At 25.8% G+C, this 23,185-nt stretch carries 21 protein-coding genes and 1 tRNA gene; 7 read left to right on the forward strand and 15 right to left on the reverse strand.

Going from position 1 to position 23,185, the window contains the following annotated elements:
* Positions 1-660 precede the first annotated feature (660 nt).
* The gene (locus D9V74_RS01745) at positions 661-1,047 is read left to right on the forward strand and encodes a Rid family detoxifying hydrolase (protein ID WP_158362722.1); all 387 of its coding nucleotides are present in this window, start codon (positions 661-663) and stop codon (positions 1,045-1,047) included.
* A gap of 51 nt (positions 1,048-1,098) precedes the next feature.
* Here D9V74_RS01745 and D9V74_RS01750 read toward each other — a convergent pair whose 3' ends face one another.
* The 13 genes from D9V74_RS01750 to greA all read right to left on the reverse strand — a co-directional run bounded on the left by D9V74_RS01750 (position 1,099) and on the right by greA (position 17,020).
* Positions 1,099-2,910 (reverse strand): DEAD/DEAH family ATP-dependent RNA helicase, encoded by a 1,812-nt coding sequence (locus tag D9V74_RS01750; RefSeq protein ID WP_158362724.1) that lies wholly within the window; start codon positions 2,908-2,910, stop codon positions 1,099-1,101.
* 366 nt (positions 2,911-3,276) lie between these two features.
* Positions 3,277-5,400, reverse strand: coding sequence for a polyribonucleotide nucleotidyltransferase (gene pnp, locus D9V74_RS01755; RefSeq protein ID WP_158362726.1), 2,124 nt, complete (start codon positions 5,398-5,400; stop codon positions 3,277-3,279).
* A 145-nt stretch (positions 5,401-5,545) separates the two neighbouring features.
* On the reverse strand, positions 5,546-5,815 hold the full coding sequence (gene rpsO, locus D9V74_RS01760) for a 30S ribosomal protein S15 (protein WP_158362729.1): 270 nt from the start codon (positions 5,813-5,815) through the stop codon (positions 5,546-5,548).
* A gap of 117 nt (positions 5,816-5,932) precedes the next feature.
* The gene (truB, locus tag D9V74_RS01765; protein ID WP_158362731.1) at positions 5,933-6,859 is read right to left on the reverse strand and encodes a tRNA pseudouridine(55) synthase TruB; all 927 of its coding nucleotides are present in this window, start codon (positions 6,857-6,859) and stop codon (positions 5,933-5,935) included.
* 49 nt (positions 6,860-6,908) lie between these two features.
* Positions 6,909-7,259 (reverse strand): 30S ribosome-binding factor RbfA, encoded by a 351-nt coding sequence (gene rbfA / locus D9V74_RS01770; protein WP_158362733.1) that lies wholly within the window; start codon positions 7,257-7,259, stop codon positions 6,909-6,911.
* A gap of 33 nt (positions 7,260-7,292) precedes the next feature.
* Complete coding sequence (gene infB, locus D9V74_RS01775) at positions 7,293-9,842, reverse strand: translation initiation factor IF-2 (protein ID WP_158362735.1); 2,550 nt, start codon at positions 9,840-9,842, stop codon at positions 7,293-7,295.
* A 15-nt stretch (positions 9,843-9,857) separates the two neighbouring features.
* On the reverse strand, positions 9,858-11,357 hold the full coding sequence (nusA, locus tag D9V74_RS01780) for a transcription termination factor NusA (RefSeq protein WP_158362737.1): 1,500 nt from the start codon (positions 11,355-11,357) through the stop codon (positions 9,858-9,860).
* A gap of 321 nt (positions 11,358-11,678) precedes the next feature.
* Positions 11,679-11,761: transfer RNA gene (locus tag D9V74_RS01785), tRNA-Leu, on the reverse strand.
* 36 nt (positions 11,762-11,797) lie between these two features.
* Positions 11,798-12,127, reverse strand: a complete 330-nt coding sequence (gene secG / locus D9V74_RS01790) for a preprotein translocase subunit SecG (protein WP_158362739.1) — start codon at positions 12,125-12,127, stop codon at positions 11,798-11,800.
* Between the two features lie 284 nt (positions 12,128-12,411).
* Complete coding sequence (glmM, locus tag D9V74_RS01795) at positions 12,412-13,746, reverse strand: phosphoglucosamine mutase (protein WP_158362741.1); 1,335 nt, start codon at positions 13,744-13,746, stop codon at positions 12,412-12,414.
* A gap of 191 nt (positions 13,747-13,937) precedes the next feature.
* The gene (ftsH, locus tag D9V74_RS01800; protein ID WP_158362743.1) at positions 13,938-15,773 is read right to left on the reverse strand and encodes an ATP-dependent zinc metalloprotease FtsH; all 1,836 of its coding nucleotides are present in this window, start codon (positions 15,771-15,773) and stop codon (positions 13,938-13,940) included.
* Between the two features lie 60 nt (positions 15,774-15,833).
* Positions 15,834-16,454, reverse strand: a complete 621-nt coding sequence (rlmE, locus tag D9V74_RS01805) for a 23S rRNA (uridine(2552)-2'-O)-methyltransferase RlmE (RefSeq protein ID WP_158362745.1) — start codon at positions 16,452-16,454, stop codon at positions 15,834-15,836.
* Between the two features lie 86 nt (positions 16,455-16,540).
* On the reverse strand, positions 16,541-17,020 hold the full coding sequence (gene greA, locus D9V74_RS01810; RefSeq protein ID WP_158362747.1) for a transcription elongation factor GreA: 480 nt from the start codon (positions 17,018-17,020) through the stop codon (positions 16,541-16,543).
* 503 nt (positions 17,021-17,523) lie between these two features.
* Here greA and D9V74_RS01815 point away from each other — a divergent pair.
* From D9V74_RS01815 to cgtA, 5 genes are all read left to right on the forward strand, one after another.
* Positions 17,524-17,766, forward strand: a complete 243-nt coding sequence (locus D9V74_RS01815; RefSeq protein ID WP_158362749.1) for a BolA family protein — start codon at positions 17,524-17,526, stop codon at positions 17,764-17,766.
* A gap of 41 nt (positions 17,767-17,807) precedes the next feature.
* Positions 17,808-19,058 carry a UDP-N-acetylglucosamine 1-carboxyvinyltransferase gene (murA, locus tag D9V74_RS01820; protein WP_158362751.1) on the forward strand — a complete coding sequence of 417 codons (1,251 nt, stop codon included), beginning with the start codon at positions 17,808-17,810 and terminating at the stop codon, positions 19,056-19,058.
* A gap of 44 nt (positions 19,059-19,102) precedes the next feature.
* The gene (gene rplU, locus D9V74_RS01825) at positions 19,103-19,420 is read left to right on the forward strand and encodes a 50S ribosomal protein L21 (RefSeq protein WP_158362753.1); all 318 of its coding nucleotides are present in this window, start codon (positions 19,103-19,105) and stop codon (positions 19,418-19,420) included.
* Positions 19,421-19,431: 11 nt separating this feature from the next.
* Positions 19,432-19,686: a 50S ribosomal protein L27 gene (rpmA, locus tag D9V74_RS01830; RefSeq protein ID WP_158362755.1), complete on the forward strand. Its 255-nt coding sequence runs from the start codon at positions 19,432-19,434 to the stop codon at positions 19,684-19,686.
* A gap of 141 nt (positions 19,687-19,827) precedes the next feature.
* On the forward strand, positions 19,828-20,829 hold the full coding sequence (gene cgtA / locus D9V74_RS01835; RefSeq protein WP_158362757.1) for an Obg family GTPase CgtA: 1,002 nt from the start codon (positions 19,828-19,830) through the stop codon (positions 20,827-20,829).
* Between the two features lie 61 nt (positions 20,830-20,890).
* On the opposite strand, the gene rpsI is transcribed toward cgtA, so the two are convergent.
* Both rpsI and rplM read right to left on the reverse strand, forming a co-directional pair.
* Positions 20,891-21,283 carry a 30S ribosomal protein S9 gene (rpsI, locus tag D9V74_RS01840; protein ID WP_158362759.1) on the reverse strand — a complete coding sequence of 131 codons (393 nt, stop codon included), beginning with the start codon at positions 21,281-21,283 and terminating at the stop codon, positions 20,891-20,893.
* A 17-nt stretch (positions 21,284-21,300) separates the two neighbouring features.
* A complete protein-coding gene (rplM, locus tag D9V74_RS01845) occupies positions 21,301-21,732 on the reverse strand; it encodes a 50S ribosomal protein L13 (RefSeq protein WP_158362761.1) in 432 nt (143 codons plus the stop codon).
* 292 nt (positions 21,733-22,024) lie between these two features.
* Between rplM and D9V74_RS01850 the strand changes: the two genes are divergently transcribed.
* Entirely contained in the window at positions 22,025-23,179 is a 1,155-nt protein-coding gene (locus D9V74_RS01850; protein ID WP_158362763.1) for a chorismate mutase, read from the forward strand.
* Positions 23,180-23,185: the final 6 nt, after the last annotated feature.

Consider the following 23,185-nt stretch of genomic DNA (forward strand, 5'->3'; position numbering starts at 1 on the left):
ATTTTTAATAATAATATCTTGTCTTGATAAAAATTTTATTTTATCACATTACTTAAAAAGTATACAAATGACGTAACATATGCAAAATGTTATTAAATATTTTTCGACTTTGTTCTGTAAAAAAATAAAAAATACTTTAAAAAAAATGAAATATTTTAATATTACTAATTAAAATTTTTAGACTTTATTAATAAAAACATTAGATTTTCTATAAATAGAAATTTTATAAATCATTACATTTATAATAAATATTATGTTTTAATTTTAAATTAAAAAAAAAGAAAATTTACTTACACATCTACATAATAGACACAATTAAACTTAATAATATTCAGAATTACTGTTCTATAAAATTTTTTTAAATAGTTTAAATAGAACACAATAAGGAAATAATATATTGCTATACACTTATATTTATTAAATACTTTTAAAATAAAAATCAATATATTATATTGATCTATATTAATCTATATACTATTTATTATTAATAAGCATATTAATAAACATGATCTTATAAAGATATTTTTAAAATATTTGTATAAGATTTCCTAAAAAATTAATCTTTATATATAAATATTAATAACAATACAACTAAAAATTTTATTTAAAACACTCAAATTATTTTTAAATAAATTTTTATAAAAATAAGTGACAATTATAATGATTGATATAATTAAAACAAAAATGGCACCTGAACCTATTGGTCCTTATTCGCAAGCAATTAAAATTAATAATTTTATTATATTATCAGGACAAATACCTATTAATGTTCTGTCTAATGATATACCAGAAAATATTGCAGAACAAACATATCTTGTTTTAAAAAACATTCAGTCAATTTTATTAGAAGCTAAATTTCAAGTTAAAGATATTATAAAAACTACTATATTTACTACGAATTTAAAAAAAATTCATATTATTAATGAAATTTACAAAAAATTTTTTTTAGATCATCAGTCAAGTTTTCCAGTTCGTTCTTGTGTTGAAGTTCAATCATTACCTAAAAATGTCAAAATCGAAATTGAAGCAATAGCATTTAAAAAATAGTCATAAAATAATAAATAAAATAATATGCCGCAAAGCGGCATAAAATAAAAACTAGACGTTTCTACGGCGGGACAAAAACGATTTAAATTCATTTTTCTTAGATATACTAGTTTTGTTCGAATAATTTTCAGAATTACGACGATTTCCGTTTTTATCTCGATCTCGATTTAATACAATACGATGAGATGTTTTATTTACATATATACGAGTATCTCGTAATAATTTCATATTAATTGATTTATTTAAGATTCTAGTACGAGCAAATTTTTGTAATAAATCTTTAGATATTCCTTTCGGCAATTCAATTGTTGAATAAGAAGAAAAAAGTTTAATATTCCCAATATGACGACTATTAATATTTCCTTCATTAGCAATAGCTCCGACTATATGACGTACTTCAACTCCATCATTACGACCTACTTCAATTCGATATAAATCTATATCTTTAGATTCACGATGTTCACGACGTAATCGATGATTATTTTTAATATCTTCATTTCGACGGTTATCTTTATTAAAAAAATCATGTGTTGGACGTTTTATTGAATCATATTTAATAATTAATGGCCGTTCACCTTGAGCCATTTTTAATAAAGCAGCTGCTAAAGTTTTAATATCTAAATCATCTGTTGAATATAATTTATCTAATAAAGCACTATATTGATCTAAATCACGGCTTTCTAATTGTTGTTGTACTTTTTTTGCAAATTTTTCTAAACGTCTTTCACACAATAGTTCTATTTTTGGTAACTGAACTTCTGGAATAGACTGCTTAATAGTTCGTTCTATATTACGTAATAAACGACGTTCACGATGTTCAACAAATAATAATGCACGACCTGCACGACCTGCACGACCTGTACGACCTATACGATGTACATAAGATTCTGAGTCCATTGGAATATCATAATTGATTACAAAACTAATACGATCAACATCTAAACCACGAGCAGCAACATCAGTAGCAATTAAAATATCTAATCTACCATTTTTTAACCTTTCTAAAGTTTGTTCTCTTAATGCTTGATTCATATCTCCATTTAATGCAGCACTATTATATCCATTTCTTTCTAAAGCTTCTGAAACCTCTAAAGTTGCACTTTTGGTCCGAACAAAAATAATTGTCGCAGAAAAATCTTGTGCTTCCAAAAAACGAATTAATGCATCAGTTTTTCGACCGTATACCATCCAATAGCTTTGTTTTATATCTGGACGTGTAGTTATATTTGACTGTATTTTTATTTCTTGTGGATTATTCATAAATCTTTTAGAAATACGACGTATCGCTTCTGGCATAGTAGCTGAAAATAATGCAGTTTGATGTTTCTTTGGAATTTGTGCCATAATTGTTTCTACATCTTCTATAAATCCCATACGTAACATTTCATCTGCTTCATCTAATACTAAACCGTGTAAATTTGAAAGATTTAGAGTCCCTCTTTTTAAATGATCTAATAAACGACCAGGAGTTCCTACAACGATTTGAGGTCCTTGTCTCAATGCTCGTAATTGTAATTCATATCTTTGACCACCGTATAAGGGTAATACATGTATACCGATCATATGTTTAGAAAAATCTGAAAACGCTTCTGCTACTTGTACTGCTAGTTCTCTTGTAGGAGCTAAAACTAAAATTTGAGGAGCTTTTAAATTAATCTTAAGATTATGTAATAAAGGTAAGGCAAAGGCAGCAGTTTTACCACTACCTGTTTGAGCCATTCCCAAAACATCGCGTCCTTCTAAAAGTAATGGGATACAAGCTGCTTGAATAGGAGAAGGTTTAACATACCCCATTTCGCTTAAAGATTGAATAATAAAAGAATTTAAACCAAGAAAAGAAAATGTGCTTTCAATATGAGTCATCCAGTAGATATGCCTTTTAAGTTACAGTAGCCAGTCTACATATCTCATTATGAAAATAATGATTTATTCTCATTTAAAAGTGTGAACCGGCACAAATTAAATAATCTAAAATAGTATTATTAAGCTATTTTAACATCAATTAATAATAATATTTATCATTTATTGCTAATGATTTTGTAATATAAATATTTATAAATATAACATCAGCAATTTATTTAAAAATAATATATTAATATTATATAACAATAATATTAAATAATATTAACTAAATTTTATACTATTTCTATTTATATGGTACTATTTGAAAAGATATAAATCTATATTTTATTGAAAAAATATAAATAATATTTAAATTTATTAAAAATATCAGATAATACTATTATTAATGATTTTGTTAGATGAAATAGAATTTTCTGTTTCTTTAATACTTAATCTTAAACGACCTTGACGATCGATCTCTAAAACTTTAACAGATATAACTTGATCAAGTTTTAAATGATTAGAGACTTTATCAACTCTTTTTTCAGAAATTTGTGAAATATGTACTAATCCTTCTTTTCCAATACCAATAGATACAAAAGCTCCAAAATCAACAATACGAGTAACTTTACCAGAATAAATACGACCTACTTCAATTTCCGCTGTAATTTCTTCAATTCTACGAATTGCATTATTTGCTTTTTCTCTGACACTAGACGATATTTTTATTGTTCCATCATCTTCTATTTCAATGATTGTTCCTGTTTCTTCAGTCAACATACGAATTACAGAACCACCTTTCCCTATAACATCTTTAATTTTTTCAGGATTTATTTTAATAGTATGAATTCGAGGTGCAAATTCAGATATTTCACTTCTTGCTGTACTTAATGCTTGATTCATGACATTTAAAATATGTAATCTAGCTAATCTTGCTTCATTTAATGCTACATGTATAATTTCATTAGTAATCCCTTCAATTTTCATATCCATTTGTAATGCTGTAATTCCTTCTTTGGTACCAGAGACTTTAAAATCCATATCACCTAAATGATCTTCATCACCTAGAATATCTGACAGTAAAACGTATCTTCTACCTTCTTTCACTAATCCCATTGCTATCCCCGCAACAGCAGATTTAATAGGAACTCCAGCATCCATTAAAGCTAAAGAAGCACCACAAACAGAAGCCATTGATGAAGATCCATTAGATTCAGTAATTTCAGATACTACTCTTATAGTATAAGGAAAATCATCTAATGTCGGCATGACAGCTAAAAGACTTCTTTTAGCAAGACGACCATGTCCAATTTCTCTTCTTTTAGGTGATCCTACAATTCCTATTTCTCCAACAGAGTAGGGAGGAAAATTATAATGAAATAAAAAATTGTCTATTCTATCTCCTAATAGTTCATCTAAATTTTGTGCATCTCGAGATGTACCTAATGTAACAGAAACTAAAGACTGAGTTTCTCCTCTAGTAAACAAAGCCGAACCATGAGTACGAGGCAAAATACCAGTACGAATATCTAAAGCACGAATCATATCTTTTTCACGTCCATCAATACGTTTATGATTATCTAATATTCTCTTGCGAACAATTGTCTTTTCAATATTTTGTAAAATATCTTCTATTGTAGGTATATCTATGTTTAGATTATCTTCTAAACATATTTTTACAATTTCTTCTTTAATATTATTTAATCGTTCAAATCTTTCTTGTTTATTAAAAATTAAATAAGCATCAGCAATATCTTGTTGTGATAAATTAATTATTTTTGATTCTAATATTTTATTTATTTCTGGGTACTCTATAACCCATGGTAATTTACTAGCTTCATTTGATAAAGAGCGAATATTATTAATTACCACTTGTTGTTGTTGATGACCAAATATAATAGCTCCAAGAATTTGTTCTTCACTCAGTATTTTAGATTCTGCTTCAACCATAAGAATTGCGTTTTGTGTACCCGAGATTACTAAATCTAAAGAACTATTTTTTATATCATCACCAATAGGATTTAATATATATTGATTATTAATATAACCTACTCTAGCAGCACCTACTGGTCCATAAAATGGAATACCTGATAAACTAAGTGCAGCAGATGCTCCTATAATAGAAATAATATCAGGATTGATTTGCGGATTCACCGATACGACTGTAGCAATAATTTGTACTTCATTTAAAAAATTTTTTGGAAACAATGGACGGATAGGACGATCTATTAATCTAGCAGTTAATATTTCATTTTCACTTGGACGACCTTCTCGTCTAAAAAATCCCCCAGGTATACGACCTGCTGCATATGTACGTTCTTGATAATTAATCGTTAATGGGAAAAATTTTTGTCCAGAATGTATTTTTTTTTGTCCAACAACAGTAACAAAAACTGCTGTATCATCCATACTAGCCATCACTGAAGCTGTAGCTTGTCGAGCCATCACACCTGTTTCTAAAGTAATAGTATGTTGGCCATATTGAAATTTACGCACAATTGGATTTAGCAAAATAATATCCTTAACATAAAACTAATTTTAATAAAAATATCTAACTAAAAATTTTAAATAAAACTGTAAAAAAAGGGCTAATCAAGCCCTTTGCAAAAAATACATTTTTATTGATATCATACTTTGATAAGTATCATAAAATTATTTATCGTCTTAAATTTAAATTTTCGATTAAATTAGTATAACGAGCTATATTTTTTTTCTTTAAATAATCTAATAATTTACGACGTTTTGATACCATATTTAAAAGACCTTTACGACTGCAATGATCTTTTTTATGTTCAGAAAAATGTATTTGAAGATGATTAATTTTTTTTGTTAACAATGCAACTTGAACTTCTGTTATTCCGCTATCGTGTTTTAATTTACCATATTTTAAAATAATTTCTTTTGTATTCATTGTAGATAAAGACATGTAATAATACTCCATATAATATATTTAAAACTATATTAAATTTATGCTCACTATACTTGAGAACTGTAAAATAATATCACGCTAATCTTAAATTGAATAGTGTATAACTTAATTAGCTCATATTGAAACTAATCGATATGGAGTCAATAATTCTCTACTTTTAATTTTACCTAAACCAATAAATTTATTATTTTCTTCTATTACACGTACTAAACCATTTGTTATATCGGAAGTAAATTTTACTGCTTGACCTAATTTAAAATTATAAGATTGTTTAATAGAAAGATAAACTTTTGGTAAAAAAGATACTGGACTATCTATAGACATTAATAATGAATCTAATTTTTTAAAAAAAATAACGTCATTAATATAATTTGTATTTAATAATTCATACAAACTTGGTAATGTTACTAACTGATTATGAAGATATGAAGCTACTTGTAATCTTCTCAAAAAAATAACATGCGCACCACAACCTAACTTTTCACCTAAATCATCAATAAGTGTACGAATATATGTTCCTTTTGAACATAATATCTTAAATTCAATTAAATTTTTTTCTTGATAGAGAGAATATATATTATGTACTATAATTTTTCTTGTTTTTCTTTCAATATTTAATCCTTTACGAGCATATTTATATAAAGGTAAACCTTGATATTTAATTGCCGAATACATAGACGGCATTTGATGAATTACACCTATTAATTGATCAATAGATGATTTAAGCTGAGAAGAATTAAACAAAATAGGACGTTTTTTTATAATGACACCATTAGAGTCAGAAGTAGATGTTTTTTCTCCTAATTTAGCAATGACATGATATCTTTTATTAGACTGCATTAAATAATCCGAAAATTTTGTACATTCTCCAAAACAAATAGGTAACATTCCTGTAGCTAAAGGATCCAAAGTACCAATATAACCAGCTTTTTTAGCATTAAATATTATTTTGACTTTTTGCAAAGCATTATTTGAAGATATACCTTGAGGTTTATCTAATAATAATAATCCATGTACACTACGTTTTTTATAAAAAAACATCTATTTGACCTTATTTAATATTAAAAACAATAAATTTTTTTATTATTTTTTAATTTTTTTTTAAAAGTAATGAAATTTTATTACCTTTTAATAAAGTGTCATCATAACAAAAAACAATAATAGGCATAATACGCAATCTCATTTTTTTACATAATAACTTACGAATATAACCAGTAGAATTATTTAATATAATTAATATTTCTTTAATATTCATTTTTTTATTTTTATCAAAAAAACTTAAAAAGACTTGAGCATGAGATAAATCTTTAGAGACTTGTACTTGAGATACAGTAATCATAGTCATGATACGTGGATCTTTTAATGAAAATTGTATAATCATAGATATATTTTTTTGTAATTCTTGAGCAATACGCATAGATCGATTGAATGATTTTTCCATAGTAATATTACCAAATAAAATATACGTAATAACTTATAATATTCTTTTAATTTCTTTTATTTCAAAAACTTCTATAATATCTCCAATACGCATATCATTATAGTTTTTGATGCCAATTCCACATTCCAATCCATTACGTATTTCATTTACATCTTCTTTAAAGCGCCTTAAAGATTCTAATTCACCTTCATATATAACAATATTATTTCTTAAAATATGAATAGGATTATTTTTCTTAATAATACCTTCTATCACCATACAACCAGCTATTAAACCAAATTTAGGAGATTTAAACACGTTTCTAACTTCTGCTAAACCAATAATTTTTTCTTTATATTCTGGTGATAATAAACCAGTCATAGCAGATTTTACTTCATTTAATAAATCATAAATTACTGAATAATATCTAAGATCTAAATTCTCTGCATGAATAATTTTTTTAGCAGAAGAATCTGCACGAACGTTAAATCCTAAAATAATAGCATTTGAAGCTAGAGCTAAAGAAGCATCTGTTTCTGTAATTCCACCAATACCTAAACTAACAATTTTTATTTTTACTTCATTTGTAGATAATTGTAATAAAGCACCAGAAATTGCTTCTAAAGAACCTTGTACATCTGATTTAAGAATAATTTTTAATTCAGAAATATTATTTTTTTTGATACTATCAAACATATTTTCCAAATTAATTCTATTTTGATTTAATAACTTTGTCTCACGAGATTTTTCTTTGCGATAAGAAGCTACCTCTCTTGCTTTTTTTTCATCACGGACTACAGTAACAATATCACCTGAAAAAGGAACTTGAGATAAACCTAAAATTTCTACTGGAATAGATGGTCCTGCATATAAAACTTCCTGTCCATTTTGATTGCGTAAAGCTTTAACACGACCATATTCAAAACCACATAATATTATATCTCCTTTATTTAAATTACCTTTTTTTACTAAAACAGTAGCTATCGGTCCTCGACCTTTATCAAGAAATGACTCTATAACAATTCCTTCTGCCATACCGGTAGGAACCACTTTTAACTCTAACATCTCTGCTTGTAGTAAAATAGCACTTAATAATTTATCAACACCTTCACCTGTTTTTGCAGAAACAGATACAAATATATTTTCACCTCCCCATTCTTCTGATAGAATATTATGCTTCATTAAATCATTTTTAATTTTTTTAATATCAGAATCTATCTTATCAATTTTATTTATAGCAACTATTACAGGAACATTAGCTTCTTTTGCATGTTGAATCGCTTCAATAGTTTGAGGCATTACTCCATCATCTGCTGCAACAATTAAAATTACAATATCAGTTAACTGAACTCCACGAGATCGCATTGCAGTAAATGCTGAATGTCCAGGAGTATCTAAAAAAGTAATAGCACCTAATTTCGTTTTGACATGATATGCTCCAATGTTTTGTGTTATTCCACCCGCTTCATAAAATGCAGTCTTTGTCGAACGAATATAATCTAATAATGATGTTTTTCCATGGTCAACATGTCCCATTATAGTTACTATTGGTGCTCTAATAATAGAAATATTATTTCCCGTATCGCGATCTTTCATTATTGATTCTTCTAATTCATTTTCTCGACGTATAATAACTTTATGACCCATTTCTTCTGCAATTAACTGAGCTGTATCTTGATCAAGAATATGATTAATAGTACCTAAAATTCCCATATTCATCATATTTTTTATCACTTCAGAACTTTTTACAGCCATTTTATTTGCTAAATCAGATACAGTAATCGTATTACTAATAATAACATCTCTATTTATAACAGATTCTGGTTTTTGAAAAACTTGCTGTAATAAAATCGGCTTATTTTTTTTCTTAATATTTTTTTTGTTGCGATTAGAAATGCGAATTTCTTCTTTATGATTTTTCCCATTATACGAGTGTTTATTATTTTTCTTTTTACGAAAATTTTTTAAAACTCGGTTATGATTTCTTTTATCTGTTTCTACTGCTCTATCATTATCATCTTCAGCTTGACGTGCGTGTAAAAACGTTGTTAGATGATAATCTTTTTTTTCTTCTTCAAAAGAAGATCGATGTTCTTTATTTTCTTTAATTCTTTTTCTGTTATTTAGAAAATTAACTTCAATATTTTTTTGTGGTTGTTTATTTTTTTCATCTTGATCAATAACTTTAAACTTATTTTTTTTCTGTAGATTTACAAATTGGATATCATTTTTTTTTAATTCTATTTTTTGAGTATTATGAATATATTTTTTATCTATATCATTTTTTTTTAATATTTTTCTAAAAAAATTTTTATCTTTATTTTTTATATAAGTTTTTTTCTTTCTTACCTCCACTGGTACAGATTTATTTTTTCCTCCAATAGTTGATACATTTAATATACTGTGAGTTTTTCTTTGTACAATTAAAGTATCTGAAGAAGATTTTTTTTTAGACTCTAAATATTTTAATAAAATATTTTTTTCAAATAAACTAATTTTGTCATTATGATTTTTTTTTATACCAAGATTAGAGAATGCTTCTATTAATTTATTTATTTCTAATTGTGTTTCATCAGATAAAACTTTTAAACTTATATCTGGCATACTGTTTTCCTATTATCAGACTTTACTACCAAACCAACAGATATTACGAGCAGTCATAATTAATAAGCCAGCTTGTTCTGAATTTAAGTTTTTTATATCACTTAAATCATCTATTCCCTGATCAGCTAACTCTTCTAAAGTAAATATATTTTTTTTTGCTAATTGATTAGCTAATATTTCATTCATACCATTAATTTGTAATAATTTTTCTTCTATTTTTTTTTCTTTATTTTTTTCTTTTAGCATACTTTTTCTATTAAATTCTATTGAAAGTAATTTATTTTCTGCGTTTTCACGTACTAATTTTATTTGTTCAATAGTTAAATTCTTAATTTTTAACAATTCGTTAAATGGTACGTATACTAATTCTTCAAGAGAAGAAAAACCTTCTTTTACTAATATTTTAATAATATCTTCATTAACATTTAAATTATTTTTAAAAATGCTAAAAGCTAAATGTGCTTCTTCTTGATGTTTAGAATGCAAATCTTCTGTTGTCATAACATTTAATTCCCATCCACTAATTTGAGAAGCTAGGCGAACATTTTGTCCATTTCGACCAATAGCTTGAGCTAAATTATTAGCATCTACAGCTATGTCCATAGTATGATTGTCTTCATCAACTACTATTGATGAAACATCAGCAGGAGCCATTGCATTTATAACAAATTGTGCAGGATTATCATCCCATAAAATGATATCAATACGCTCTCCACATAATTCGCTAGATACAGCTTGTACACGAGCTCCTCTCATCCCTACACAAGCACCTACTGGATCAATTCGTTTATCATTAGTTTTTACTGCAATTTTAGCACGAGAACCTGGATCACGTGCTGCTGCTTTTATTTCAATAATCTCTTCTCCAATCTCAGGAACTTCTATGCGAAAAAGTTCAATAAGCATTTCTGTTTTCGAACGACTCATAAATAATTGAGAACCACGAGATTCGGGATATACTCCATATAAAATACCTCGAATGCGATCACCAGGACGAAAGTTTTCTCTAGGTAACATACCTTCACGTAAAATCAATGCTTCAGCATTATTACCTAAATCTAACATTATATTATCTCGATTATTTTTTTTAACTATTCCAGTAATAATTTGACCTACATATTTTCGAAATTGTTCAACTAACATTGCTCTTTCAGCTTCACGCACTTTTTGTACAATAACTTGCTTTGCAGTTTGAGTTGTAATTCTATCAAAATCAACAGATTTAATTTGATCTTCTATGTAATCATTTAAGTGAAATTTTTCACCATCAAAACAAGCAGCTTCTAAAGTAATTTCTTTAGTTGGTTGAGTTACTATATCTACTACCATCCAACGACGAAAAGTACTAAAACTACCTGTTTTTCGATCAATACTGACCCTTACATCAATTTCTTGTTCATATTTTTTTTTAGTTGCTGTTGCTAATGCAATTTCTAAAGCTTCAAAAATTTTTTCACGAGGAAGAGATTTTTCATTAGAAACAGCTTCTACAACAGCTAATATTTCTTTATTCATCTTGTAAACCTCAAAATAAAACTTGCTCAAATGAATAATCAAGTATCATTTTACATATTATTAATTTTAATAATATTAATTATAAAATTAGCTAACTAATACGTTAAATTTACAAAATAAAAGTTGCATAATTAATTATTACTTAATATTTAAAGATTGATAAAGATATATAATTTAGAATAAATACTCTAATAAAAAACCCCGAAAATTCGGGGTTTGAGGTTCTATTACCCTATTTTAATTTTATTTTAATAATTCTAATATCTTCAATAAGCATACAATAAACAAAAAAATATTTTTTTGATAAAATAATACTTTTAATACCGAGAATGGGATTTGAACCCATACGCTTATTCAGCACTATCCCCTCAAGATAGCGTGTCTACCAATTTCACCATCTCGGTAAACAATATAATAATTATCTTTATTTTTTTAAAATATTAATGAGGTATATGAGAATTTAATATTTTTTTATCTGAAGAATATTCTTTTATTATAGTTTTTTTCGTATTATCTTCTAAAAAAAAATCAGAATCAATTTTTCTATTCTTAATATTACATAAAATAATAGTTATCAATAAAAATAAACAAGAAAAAATTCTAATAATATTTATTATAAAACTATTTTTTTCAACATATCTTAAAGATTTAACATTATTTTTGACATTAGAATAAATAGTATTATTCAGTCCTTTTTCTGGTTGTAACAAAATTAAAACAATTAAAGAAATAGAAATAAAAATAAAAAATACTAAAAAAAATACATACATAAAAAATAATTTCCTATTTTATAATATTTTATTATGTAATAAAATTGTTTGTAAAATTTGTATATTTTTTAAAAAAATATTTTATATAAAAATGTATATCTAAAAAACTATATAAATTATCTATTACATTAATAAAATAATTTTTTAAATAATATTAATTTAATAATTTTATCAAAACAAACATCTATTGATATAATAATATCAAAAAAAGTAAATTTTATAAAATATTAATGACTATAACATATTAAAAAAATATTTTTATATAACAAATATTTTTAATACTGTCACAGTAATTTAATCGTCTCAGAAATATATTGAGATAATTCATGCACTTTAGAATAATTCTCACCTTGTACCATAATTCTCACACATGGTTCTGTTCCAGATTCACGGATGGAAACAAGACTATTTTTTCCTAAAATATCTTGATATTTATTAAGAATATTTTTTATTTTTACATGTTGATAAAATTTTTTTTTATTTTTTAAAGAGATATTTAACAAAACTTGGGGAAATAATTTTATTTCATGTGTTAAATGATATAAAGACGTATTATTATTAATCATGCTTAAAAATACTTGTAAACTTGCTATAATTCCATCTCCAGTAGAATGTTTATCTAATAAAATAATATGACCTGATTGTTCTCCTCCTAGTATCCATTTTTTTTCCTTCATCTTTTGATATATATTACGATCTCCTATTTTTGCTTGATAAAAAGGAATTCCTAATTTTTTTAAACTTAAAATTAGACCAATATTAGTCATTAAAGTTCCAACTACACCACCTAATAATTGTTTATTTTTTAAATATTCTTTTGCAATAATATAAATTATTTGATCTCCATTTATTTGATTTCCTAAATGATCTATCATAATTACTCGATCTCCATCACCATCAAATGCTAATCCAATATTAGCTTGTTCTAACAAAACCCTTTTTTTTAATTGTACAGTATTAGTTGATCCTGAATTTTCATTTATATTCACTCCATTAGGATTAGCAGAAATTGTGATTACCTTCGCACCTAATTCTTGAAAAACTTTTGATGCTATATTAGATGTTGCACCATTCGCACAATCTAAAACAATAGTGAAATATGATAAATTTATATTTTTAGGAAAAGTATTTTTACAAAAATTTATATATTGCCTTTCAGGATTAATTATATGTTGAGAAAAACCAAAGTGATTAATATTCGAATAGCAAAAAGTATCATTTATATAATTTTCAATATTCAATTCAATTTTTTTAGTTAATTTAATTCCATTTTTATAAAAAATTTTTATACCATTATCATAAAAAAGATTATGAGAAGCAGAAATTACAACACCACCAGAAGCATTAAAAAATCTTGTAAAATACGCAATCGCTGAAGTAGGGATGCACTCAGCTAATAAAGTAGACACTCCTGTAGATAAAATTCCGAATTCTACAATAGACTGTAACATAGATCCAGAAATGCGTGTATCTCTTCCTATAATTATTTTTTTATTCTTATTTTTTCCCAACACTGTACCAATTGACCATCCTAAATTTAATAAAAAATTTGGTGTAATCGGATGATGTCCTACTTTTCCGCGAATTCCATCTGTTTTAAAATATTTTAAAAGAGTCATGACTATTTATCCCTGTATCATTATTAAAAATATTTTTATATTAGTTTAATATTAAAAACAAGATGAAGTTATAATACCTTTGTCACTTCATCTTATTTTAAGATATTTTCAATGAAAGAATACTAAACATTAAAAAATAAATATTTTTAAAAATATTTATATAAAATATATTTATATTTCTCAATTAAAAACTATTTATTAATTTCTGTCTCAATCCATCCTATAGGTTTACGGACTTCTCTTCTTTCCATTAAATCATCTATTTGAAATGCATCAATTGTTTCATATTTTATTAATGCTTCTTTCATTGCATGTAATATGTCAATATTTTCATTTAAAATATTTCGTGCTCTTTTATAATTTACTTCAATTAATAGTTTAACTTCTTCATCAATAATTCTAGCTGTTTCATCTGACATATGTTTTGCTTTAGCTACAGAACGACCTAAAAATATTTCTCCTTCCTCTTCTGCATATAATAAAGGCCCTAACTTTTCTGAAAACCCCCATTGTGTTACCATATTTCGTGCTAAACTAGTAGCAACTTTAATATCATTATAAGCCCCAGTAGATACATTTTTAGAACCATAAATAATTTCTTCAGCTAAACGACCACCGTATAAAGTAGATATTTGACTTTCTAATTTTTGACGACTAATACTTAATGTATCTGATTCAGGTAAAAAAAACGTGACACCTAATGCACGGCCCCTTGGAATAATAGTTACTTTATGTGCAGGGTCATGATCGGGAACTAGTCTTCCAATAATAACATGTCCAGCTTCGTGATATGCTGTTGATTCTTTTTGAAATTCACTCATAACCATTGATCTGCGTTCAGAACCCATCATCATTTTATCTTTAGCTTTTTCAAATTCCAACATAGAGACTACACGATGATCAAGTCTAGCTGCAAAAAGAGCAGCTTCGTTCACTAAATTGGCTAAGTCAGCACCTGAAAAACCAGGTGTACCACGAGCGATAATCATAGGGTCAACATCTTTAGATAAAGGTACTTTTCTCATATGTACTTTTAAAATTTGTTCTCTTCCACGAATATCTGGAAGAGGAACAATCACTTGACGATCAAAACGACCTGGGCGTAAAAGAGCTGGATCTAAAACATCAGGTCGATTAGTAGCAGCTATTAAAATAATACCTTCATTCCCATCAAAACCGTCCATTTCTACTAACATTTGATTTAATGTTTGCTCTCTTTCATCATGACCACCACCTAATCCTGCTCCTCTTTGACGACCTACTGCATCAATTTCATCAATAAAAATTATACATGGTGCAGATTTTCTAGAATGTTCAAACATATCTCTAACTCTAGAAGCACCAACACCTACAAACATTTCAACAAAATCAGAACCAGAAATCGTAAAAAAGGGAACTTTAGCTTCTCCAGCTATTGCTTTAGCAAGTAATGTTTTACCAGTACCAGGTGGACCAACCATTAACACACCTTTAGGGATTTTTCCTCCTAATTTTTGAAAACGACTAGGTTCTTTAAGATATTCAACTAATTCACTAACTTCTTCTTTTGCTTCATCACATCCAGCAACGTCTGCAAAAGTAGTTTGAATTTGATTTTCTGATAGCATTCGTGCTTTGCTTTTTCCAAACGACATTGCACCTTTTCCACCACCTATTTGCATTTGACGCATAAAAAAAATCCATACCCCAATTAACAATAACATAGGAAACCAAGAAATAAAAATTGAGATAAGAAGACTAGGTTCCTCTGGAATTGCTCCAATAATTTTGACTTTTTTTGTTAAAAGATTATCTAAAAGTTTAGGATCATTAATGGGAATATAGGTAGTATATTTACTACTATCTTTCTTTATAACACTAATCATACGTCCATTAATATATGCTTCACGAACTTGATCTTGATTCACTTCGGATAAAAAAGTTGAATAATCAACTTTGTGATTATTTACATCGTTAGTATTGAAATTCTGAAAAACAGACATTAATACAATTGTGATAACTAACCAGAAGATCAGATTTTTAACCATGTCACTCAAAGGAACAACCTCTCATTCAATCTATATTTAAAAAACAACACAGATATTATATCATCTGGTCGCTATAATGAAGATTTCTCGAGATCTTGTTCGAGAAGTTTTAGGTTTACAGATTTTCACTTTTTTAAAAAATATCTTAATCTCTTGATATAATTCGTTAAAACCTTCCCCTTGAAATGATTTTAATAAAAATATACCATTTCTGGATAAAACATCATTTGATATTTTTAATGCTAACCTAGACAATTCAATAATACGAGGCATATCAATAGAACAATGTCCTGTTATATTTGGAGCCATATCTGACATCACTAAATTAAAAGTAATATTTTTAAAAGAATCTAGCATGTTATTTAATATTTTTTGATTACGAAAATCTCCTTGAAAAATATTAACACCTGTGATTGGTTTTATAGGTAAGATGTCACATGCTATAACAGAACCTGTTGTTCCTATCTTTTTCACGGCATATTGAGACCAACTTCCAGGAGCAGCACCTAAATCAATAATATTCATACCAGTTTTAAATAATTTATTATTTTTATCTAGTTGTTCTAATTTAAACCAAGCTCTTGAACGTATATTATTTTTTTTTGCTTCTTTAACATATGGATCAGTCAAATGTTCTAAAAGCCAATGACGAGAACTTTTTCTTTTTTTTTTAGAAATCATATTTGCACTAGTTTGATTTTATTATTGAATTGATGTTTTTTATAAAATTAAATAAAACAAATATTTGTATTTTTCATTTATTCATACTATATATGATCAATTTTTAAAATCTTATATTCAACATTTCCACCAGGTGTAGAAATATTCTCAATATCACCAATTTTTTTCCCAATAAGACCCCTTGAGATTGGAGAATTAATAGAAATTAAATTTTTTTTAAAATCAGATTCATCATCTCCTACAATTTTATATGTAAATATTTCATTGCTGTTTATATTTAAAATTGTAACAGTAGTACCAAAAATCACTCGACCAGTATTAGATATTTTTTTTATGTCGATAATTTGAGAATTAGATAATTTTAACTCAATTTCTTTAATTCTTCCTTCACAAAAACTTTGTTCTTCACGAGCTGAATGATATTCAGCATTTTCTTTTAAATCACCATGTTCTCTAGCTTCTACTATTGCTTGAATAATACGGGGACGTTTTATCGTTTTTAATATTTTTAGTTCTTGAAGAAGTTTTTCTGCACCTCGCACAGTCATGGGGATTAAATTAATCATAATACAAATACTCCTTTTCTACTGATACAATATTTTCAAACAACTTATAAAAAATACTTTTTAAAATTTTTAAACCTGTTAAATTATAATAAGTATTAAAAATAACTAAGTATTAAAAATAACTATAAGTATTAAAAATAACTAAAAGATAACTATATAAAAAGATAACTATATATAATAACATTATATTTTTTTAAATATGATATGTATCGTATATTATATTTTTATATTTTTGAAGTGAGATATTAAAGATAGCATTTTGTATTAAAAATATTTATTTAATAGAATTTTATAGATTATGAAAATATTTTTAAAATATACTTATCTATTTTAAATTAAACAATACAATTTATCAAAATTTTAACAATTTAGATTCACTATTTTGAACTTTTACAATTAAAATATTAATAACCTCATGTTATTTATCATCATGAAATTCCATAACATCAATATTAAAAAATCATTTATATTAAAAAAGACTAAAATCACAAGCAGATTTCAAAATGGATAATAAACAAATCAAATCATTACTCATAAAACAATTAGATTTAACAAAAATATACGTTACAGGAGACAATCAACATGTTCAAATCATTGCTATTGGAAAAATATTTAAAGGATTCAGTTCAGTAAAACGACAACAAATAGTTTATGCACCTTTAATTCCAATGATTACAGAAAAACATATTCATGCAGTATCTATTACTTCTTATACAGACGAAGAATGGGAAAAAATAAAAAATTAATAATTATTATTCAAAAAAATATAATAGAGATTTATTAATACATGAATAAATTATGCATACAAGGAAATAAACACTTAAATGGTAATGTAATTATTTCTGGATCAAAAAATGCAGCATTACCAATTTTATTTATGACTATATTAACAGAAGAAAAAATTAAAATTAGTAATGTACCTAATTTAACTGATATTCAAATAGCTCTAAAATTACTTATACATCTAGGGGCTAAAATAAAAAAAGATAAAATACTTCACATTGATACAAGTTCAATAAATATTTTTTGTGCACCATATTATTTAATTAATAAAATTAGAGCATCAATTTGGACTCTAGGTCCTCTTTTAGCACGTTTTAGAAAAGCTAAAATATTTTTACCCGGCGGATGTAAAATAGGTAGTAGACCAATAGATTTACATATACATGGTTTAACTCAATTAGGTGCAACTATTAATATAAATAAAAATTATATTAATGCTCATGTTAAAGGACGTTTTCAGGGAAAATATATTTTTATGGAAAAAATTAGTGTAGGCGCTACTATTACAATAATGAGTGCTGCTACATTAGCTGAAGGTTTAACTATTATTGATAATGCAGCTTGCGAACCAGAAATTATTGATACTGCAAAATTTTTAAATTCTATAGGTGCCAATATCACTGGTGCAGGTAGTAAAAAAATATATATTCACGGTGTATTAAAGTTAAAAGGTGGGACACACAAAATTATTCCAGATAGAATTGAAACAGGAACATTTTTAATAGGAGCGACAATTTCAAAAGGTTATATTATTTGTCATAAAACAGAACCTAAACATTTAACAAATGTATTAATTCATTTGAGTAAATCTGGAGCTAAAATTACAACAGGAAAAGATTGGATTAAATTAGATATGAGAGGAAAACGTCCAAAATCTTTAAATATTAAAACTGCTCCATATCCAGGATTACCAACAGATATGCAATCTCAATTTACATTATTGAATATAATTTCTACCGGTGTTGGTAGCATCACTGAAACTATTTTTGAAAATCGATTTATTTATGCTTCTGAATTAATTAAAATGGGTGCTAAAATAAAAATTAAAAATAATACTATTACATCTTTTGGTATACCGAAATTAATATCTTCTGATGTTTTGTGTAGCGATTTACGGGGATCAGCTACATTAATATTAGCAAGCTGTATTGCTATAGGTGTAACAATAGTTAATCATGCTCATCATCTTTTTAGAGGATACGATTCATTTCCTGATAAATTAAATAAATTAGGAGCTGATATAAAAATTATATAAGTATCATATTTTGTAAAATTTAAAATAATATAACTGGAGTTTTTATGTATGCAGTTTTTATAAGTGGTGGAAAACAATACAAAGCAATTAAAAATAAAATTGTTAGATTAGAAAAATTAAACTATCCAGTTGGCACAACTATAGAATTTAAGAAAATTTTAATGATCTCTCAAAATAATTCTGTAATAATTGGAGAACCTTTTGTTAAAGATCAAATAATAAAAGCAAATATCAAACATCACGGTCGTTTTAAAAAAATTAAAATTATAAAATTTAATCGCCGTAAACACTATAAAAAACAACAAGGTCATCGTCAATATTTTACTGATGTAAAAATTATAGATATTAATAATATCACATAAGGAATTTTAAAATGGCACATAAAAAAGCAGGTGGATCAACTAGAAATGGGAGAGATTCTAATGCTCAAAGACTCGGTGTAAAATGTTTTGGAGGTCAACTCATTTCTTCAGGAAGTATTATTGTTAAACAACGTGGTACAAAATTTCATCCAGGAAAAAATGTAGGTTGTGCAAAAGACCATACAATTTTTGCTACTGTAACAGGAAAAGTGGAATTTAAAAAAAAAGGATTAAAAAAAAGAACATTTATAAATGTTATAAATTAAATAATATATAATTTTTTATACCAACCCCTTTTCTAGGGGTTATCTCTTTTATAATAATTTTTTAAAAACTACCTGAATATTAATAATAAAAATATTAATATTAAATATTCTTATTAAAAAAATATTAAAAATGGAGAAAAAATGAAATTTATTGATCAAACTATAATACAAGTTATTGCTGGAAATGGTGGAAATGGTTGTGTTAATTTTAGAAGAGAAAAATATATTCCTAAAGGAGGACCAGATGGAGGAGATGGTGGAGATGGTGGAAATATTTGGATAGAAGCTAACAGACATTTAAATACACTAATAGATTTAAAATTTAAAAAAAATTTTCAAGCTCAACATGGACAAAATGGATCAGGAAAAAAATGCTCTGGAAAAAAAGGAAAAGATATCAAAATATATGTACCTCAGGGAACAAAAATCATTAATTATCAAACACGTGAAAAAATTAGTGATTTAATTCATCATAAACAAAAAATATTAATTGCTCAAGGAGGCTGGCATGGTTTAGGTAATGCTAGATTCAAATCTTCAACAAATCGTACACCTACACAATATACATTAGGTCAAAAAGGAGAAACAAGAGAAATACAACTGGAGCTGATGTTAATAGCAGATGTTGGAACATTAGGAATGCCTAATGTTGGAAAGTCAACTTTAGTTTCAAATATTTCTGGTGCTAAAACAAAAATAGCAAGCTATCCATTTACAACATTAAATCCTATTTTAGGTTGCGTGACTAACAATAATAAAAAATTCATTATAGCGGACATCCCAGGTATTATTCAAGGAGCATCGTATGGTTGCGGATTAGGCATACATTTTTTAAAACACTTAACTAGATGCAAATTACTTCTTCATATAGTTGATTTGGTTCCACAAAATAATTATCATCCAAAAGACAATATCAAGATAGTTTTAAATGAATTAAAAAAATATAGTCTAGAACTATATAAAAAACCAAGATGGCTAGTATTTAATAAAACTGATTTATTAAGTCAACAAGAAATTGATCAAATTATTTATGAAATTCAACTTAATTTTAAAATACCAAATCAATATTATTTAATTTCATCTCTAGATAAAAACAGTATGAAAAAATTATGTTTTGATATCAGTCAATATTTAGAAAAATAAAAAAAGAACTCGGTTTTAAAAAACCAAGTTCTCTTGAATGTAAACACCATATTTTTAAATTTTAACGTTTAGAAAATTGTGGACGTTTTCTAGATTTTCTAAAACCTACTTTTTTACGTTCTACTTGACGTGAATCACGTGTTACAAAACCAGATTTTCTTAATTCAAAGCGAAATAATGGATTATATTTAATTAAAGCACGAGTAATACCTTGACGAATAGCACCTGCTTGACCTGAAATACCTCCACCTTTTACTGTAATATAAATATTAAATTTATCTGTCATATCAACTAAATCTAACGGTTGACGAACAATCATACAAGAAGTTTTACGACCAAAATAGTCATTTAAAGAACGTTTATTAATAAAAATCTCTCCATTACCAGATCTTAAAAATACTCTTGCAGAAGAACTTTTTCGACGACCAGTGCCATAATTTTCATTAGCAATCATTGATTTTTTTATACCTTTTATAAAATATTTAATAATTTAGGACATTGAGCAATATGATTATGGGTTTCATCAGAAAATACTTTTAATTTTTTAAACATAGCACGTCCTAAAGGACCTTTAGGTAACATACCTTTTACAGCATTTTTTATTATTCTCTCTGGATGTGATGCTATTATTTCTTCAAATCTAGCTTGCTTGATACCACCAACATAACCTGTATGATGATAGTATATTTTATTAATCTTTTTTTTTCCTGTAACTAATATTTTTGAAGCATTTATAACAATAATATAATCACCAGTATCAAGATACGGGGTATATTCAGTTTTATATTTCCCCCTTAAATAAGATGATAAGACACTTGCTAACCTACCCAATATTTTATTAGTAGCATCGACATAGTACCAATTTCTTTTAATATCATTTAATTTTATTGAAAATGTTTTCATATCAAACTCACTTAAATATAATTTATATAGAAAATAATACTATCATTGAAATTAATAAGATATAGTAAATATATTTTACTAAAAATTTTTTAGAATATTTCTATAGTTTTATTAATAAAATAAGTTTTATTAATAAAATATATAGAAAATATATAGTATTAGTAAAATTCACTTTATTACGTTAACTATATTTCCAAAGAAATTATATATACTTTATTATATATTAATTAAAATTTTCATAAAAAAATTATTTTATATATTTAATACACTATTATTTTATAGGTAATAGATTATGCCTACTGAGAATTCTTTATTTTTCTTTCGTGAACAAATTAATAATATTGATAAAAAAATTGTAAAATTATTAGCAGAAAGAAAATATTTAGTATTAAAAATCGCTGAATCTAAGATACAAAATAAAAAAGAAATAAGAGATTTAGAACGAGAAAAAAATATGCTAAATAAACTAACTATTTTAGCAAAAAAAAATGATCTTAAACCTAAATATATAATACAACTCTTTCAATTAATTATTAAAGAATCAGTTTTAACTCAACAAAAAATACTAAAACAATTTATTAATAAAAATCCAATTCATGCTAGTTTTTCTTTTCTTGGACCTCAAGGTTCCTATTCTTATATTGCTGCTCATAAATATGCAAATCATATTTTTCAAAAATACAATATAAAAGCATGCTCAACATTTGAAGAAGTCATTTTATCAGTCGAAAATAATCAATCAGATTATGCTATTTTACCAATTGAAAATACTTGTTCTGGTGCTATCAATGAAGTCTTTAATTTTTTAAAATACACTAGTTTATTCATTGTCGGAGAGATTAATATTTTAATTAATCATTGTCTACTTGGACATAAAAACGTTGAAATAGATAAAATTCAAAATATATATAGTCATCCTCAACCATTTAAACAATGTAGTAATTTTTTAAAAAAATTTCCAAAATGGAAAATAAAATATACTAAAAGCACAGCAGATGCTATGAAAAAAGTTTCTGAAGATAATAAAGATAACAATGCAGTATTAGGTAGTGAAATAGGAGGTAAAATTTACGGATTAAAAATATTATCTAGAAATTTAGCAAATGAAGAAAAAAACATTACAAGATTTATTATATTACATCAAAAAACTATTGAAATTGATAAAGAAAAATCTAATAAAACAACTTTACTATTTACTATAGAAAAACAATCAAAAGATCTTTCTAATTTATTGTTTACATTACAAAAAAAGAAAATTATTATGAAACAGCTTACCTCTCAAATATCAGATCAAAATTCATGGGAACAAATATTTTATATTGATCTGCAATTAAATCTATCGTCACAAACAATAAACGAGATTCTTGAAAAAATTAAAAAATTTACTACATTCATAAAAATTTTAGGTCGTTATCCTCATGATAATAAAATTATCACAATGCCTTAACTTTTT

The organism is Buchnera aphidicola (Macrosiphoniella sanborni) (assembly GCF_005080885.1).
GTDB classification, from domain to species: Bacteria; Pseudomonadota; Gammaproteobacteria; order Enterobacterales; family Enterobacteriaceae; genus Buchnera; species Buchnera aphidicola_AU.

Coding starts and splice junctions, on each gene's coding strand:
- rbfA (WP_158362733.1), bottom strand. CDS start 7,259: ATGGAAAAATCATTCAATCGATCTATGCGTATTGCTCAAGAATTACAA.
- truB (WP_158362731.1), bottom strand. CDS start 6,859: ATGTTTTTTTATAAAAAACGTAGTGTACATGGATTATTATTATTAGAT.
- murA (WP_158362751.1), top strand. CDS start 17,808: ATGAATAAATTATGCATACAAGGAAATAAACACTTAAATGGTAATGTA.
- rplU (WP_158362753.1), top strand. CDS start 19,103: ATGTATGCAGTTTTTATAAGTGGTGGAAAACAATACAAAGCAATTAAA.
- rpsO (WP_158362729.1), bottom strand. CDS start 5,815: ATGTCTTTATCTACAATGAATACAAAAGAAATTATTTTAAAATATGGT.
- D9V74_RS01850 (WP_158362763.1), top strand. CDS start 22,025: ATGCCTACTGAGAATTCTTTATTTTTCTTTCGTGAACAAATTAATAAT.
- nusA (WP_158362737.1), bottom strand. CDS start 11,357: ATGAATAAAGAAATATTAGCTGTTGTAGAAGCTGTTTCTAATGAAAAA.
- ftsH (WP_158362743.1), bottom strand. CDS start 15,773: ATGGTTAAAAATCTGATCTTCTGGTTAGTTATCACAATTGTATTAATG.
- rplM (WP_158362761.1), bottom strand. CDS start 21,732: ATGAAAACATTTTCAATAAAATTAAATGATATTAAAAGAAATTGGTAC.
- secG (WP_158362739.1), bottom strand. CDS start 12,127: ATGTATGTATTTTTTTTAGTATTTTTTATTTTTATTTCTATTTCTTTA.
- infB (WP_158362735.1), bottom strand. CDS start 9,842: ATGCCAGATATAAGTTTAAAAGTTTTATCTGATGAAACACAATTAGAA.
- rpmA (WP_158362755.1), top strand. CDS start 19,432: ATGGCACATAAAAAAGCAGGTGGATCAACTAGAAATGGGAGAGATTCT.
- D9V74_RS01745 (WP_158362722.1), top strand. CDS start 661: ATGATTGATATAATTAAAACAAAAATGGCACCTGAACCTATTGGTCCT.
- cgtA (WP_158362757.1), top strand. CDS start 19,828: ATGAAATTTATTGATCAAACTATAATACAAGTTATTGCTGGAAATGGT.
- rlmE (WP_158362745.1), bottom strand. CDS start 16,454: ATGATTTCTAAAAAAAAAAGAAAAAGTTCTCGTCATTGGCTTTTAGAA.
- D9V74_RS01750 (WP_158362724.1), bottom strand. CDS start 2,910: ATGACTCATATTGAAAGCACATTTTCTTTTCTTGGTTTAAATTCTTTT.
- D9V74_RS01815 (WP_158362749.1), top strand. CDS start 17,524: ATGGATAATAAACAAATCAAATCATTACTCATAAAACAATTAGATTTA.
- greA (WP_158362747.1), bottom strand. CDS start 17,020: ATGATTAATTTAATCCCCATGACTGTGCGAGGTGCAGAAAAACTTCTT.
- glmM (WP_158362741.1), bottom strand. CDS start 13,746: ATGACTCTTTTAAAATATTTTAAAACAGATGGAATTCGCGGAAAAGTA.
- rpsI (WP_158362759.1), bottom strand. CDS start 21,283: ATGATTGCTAATGAAAATTATGGCACTGGTCGTCGAAAAAGTTCTTCT.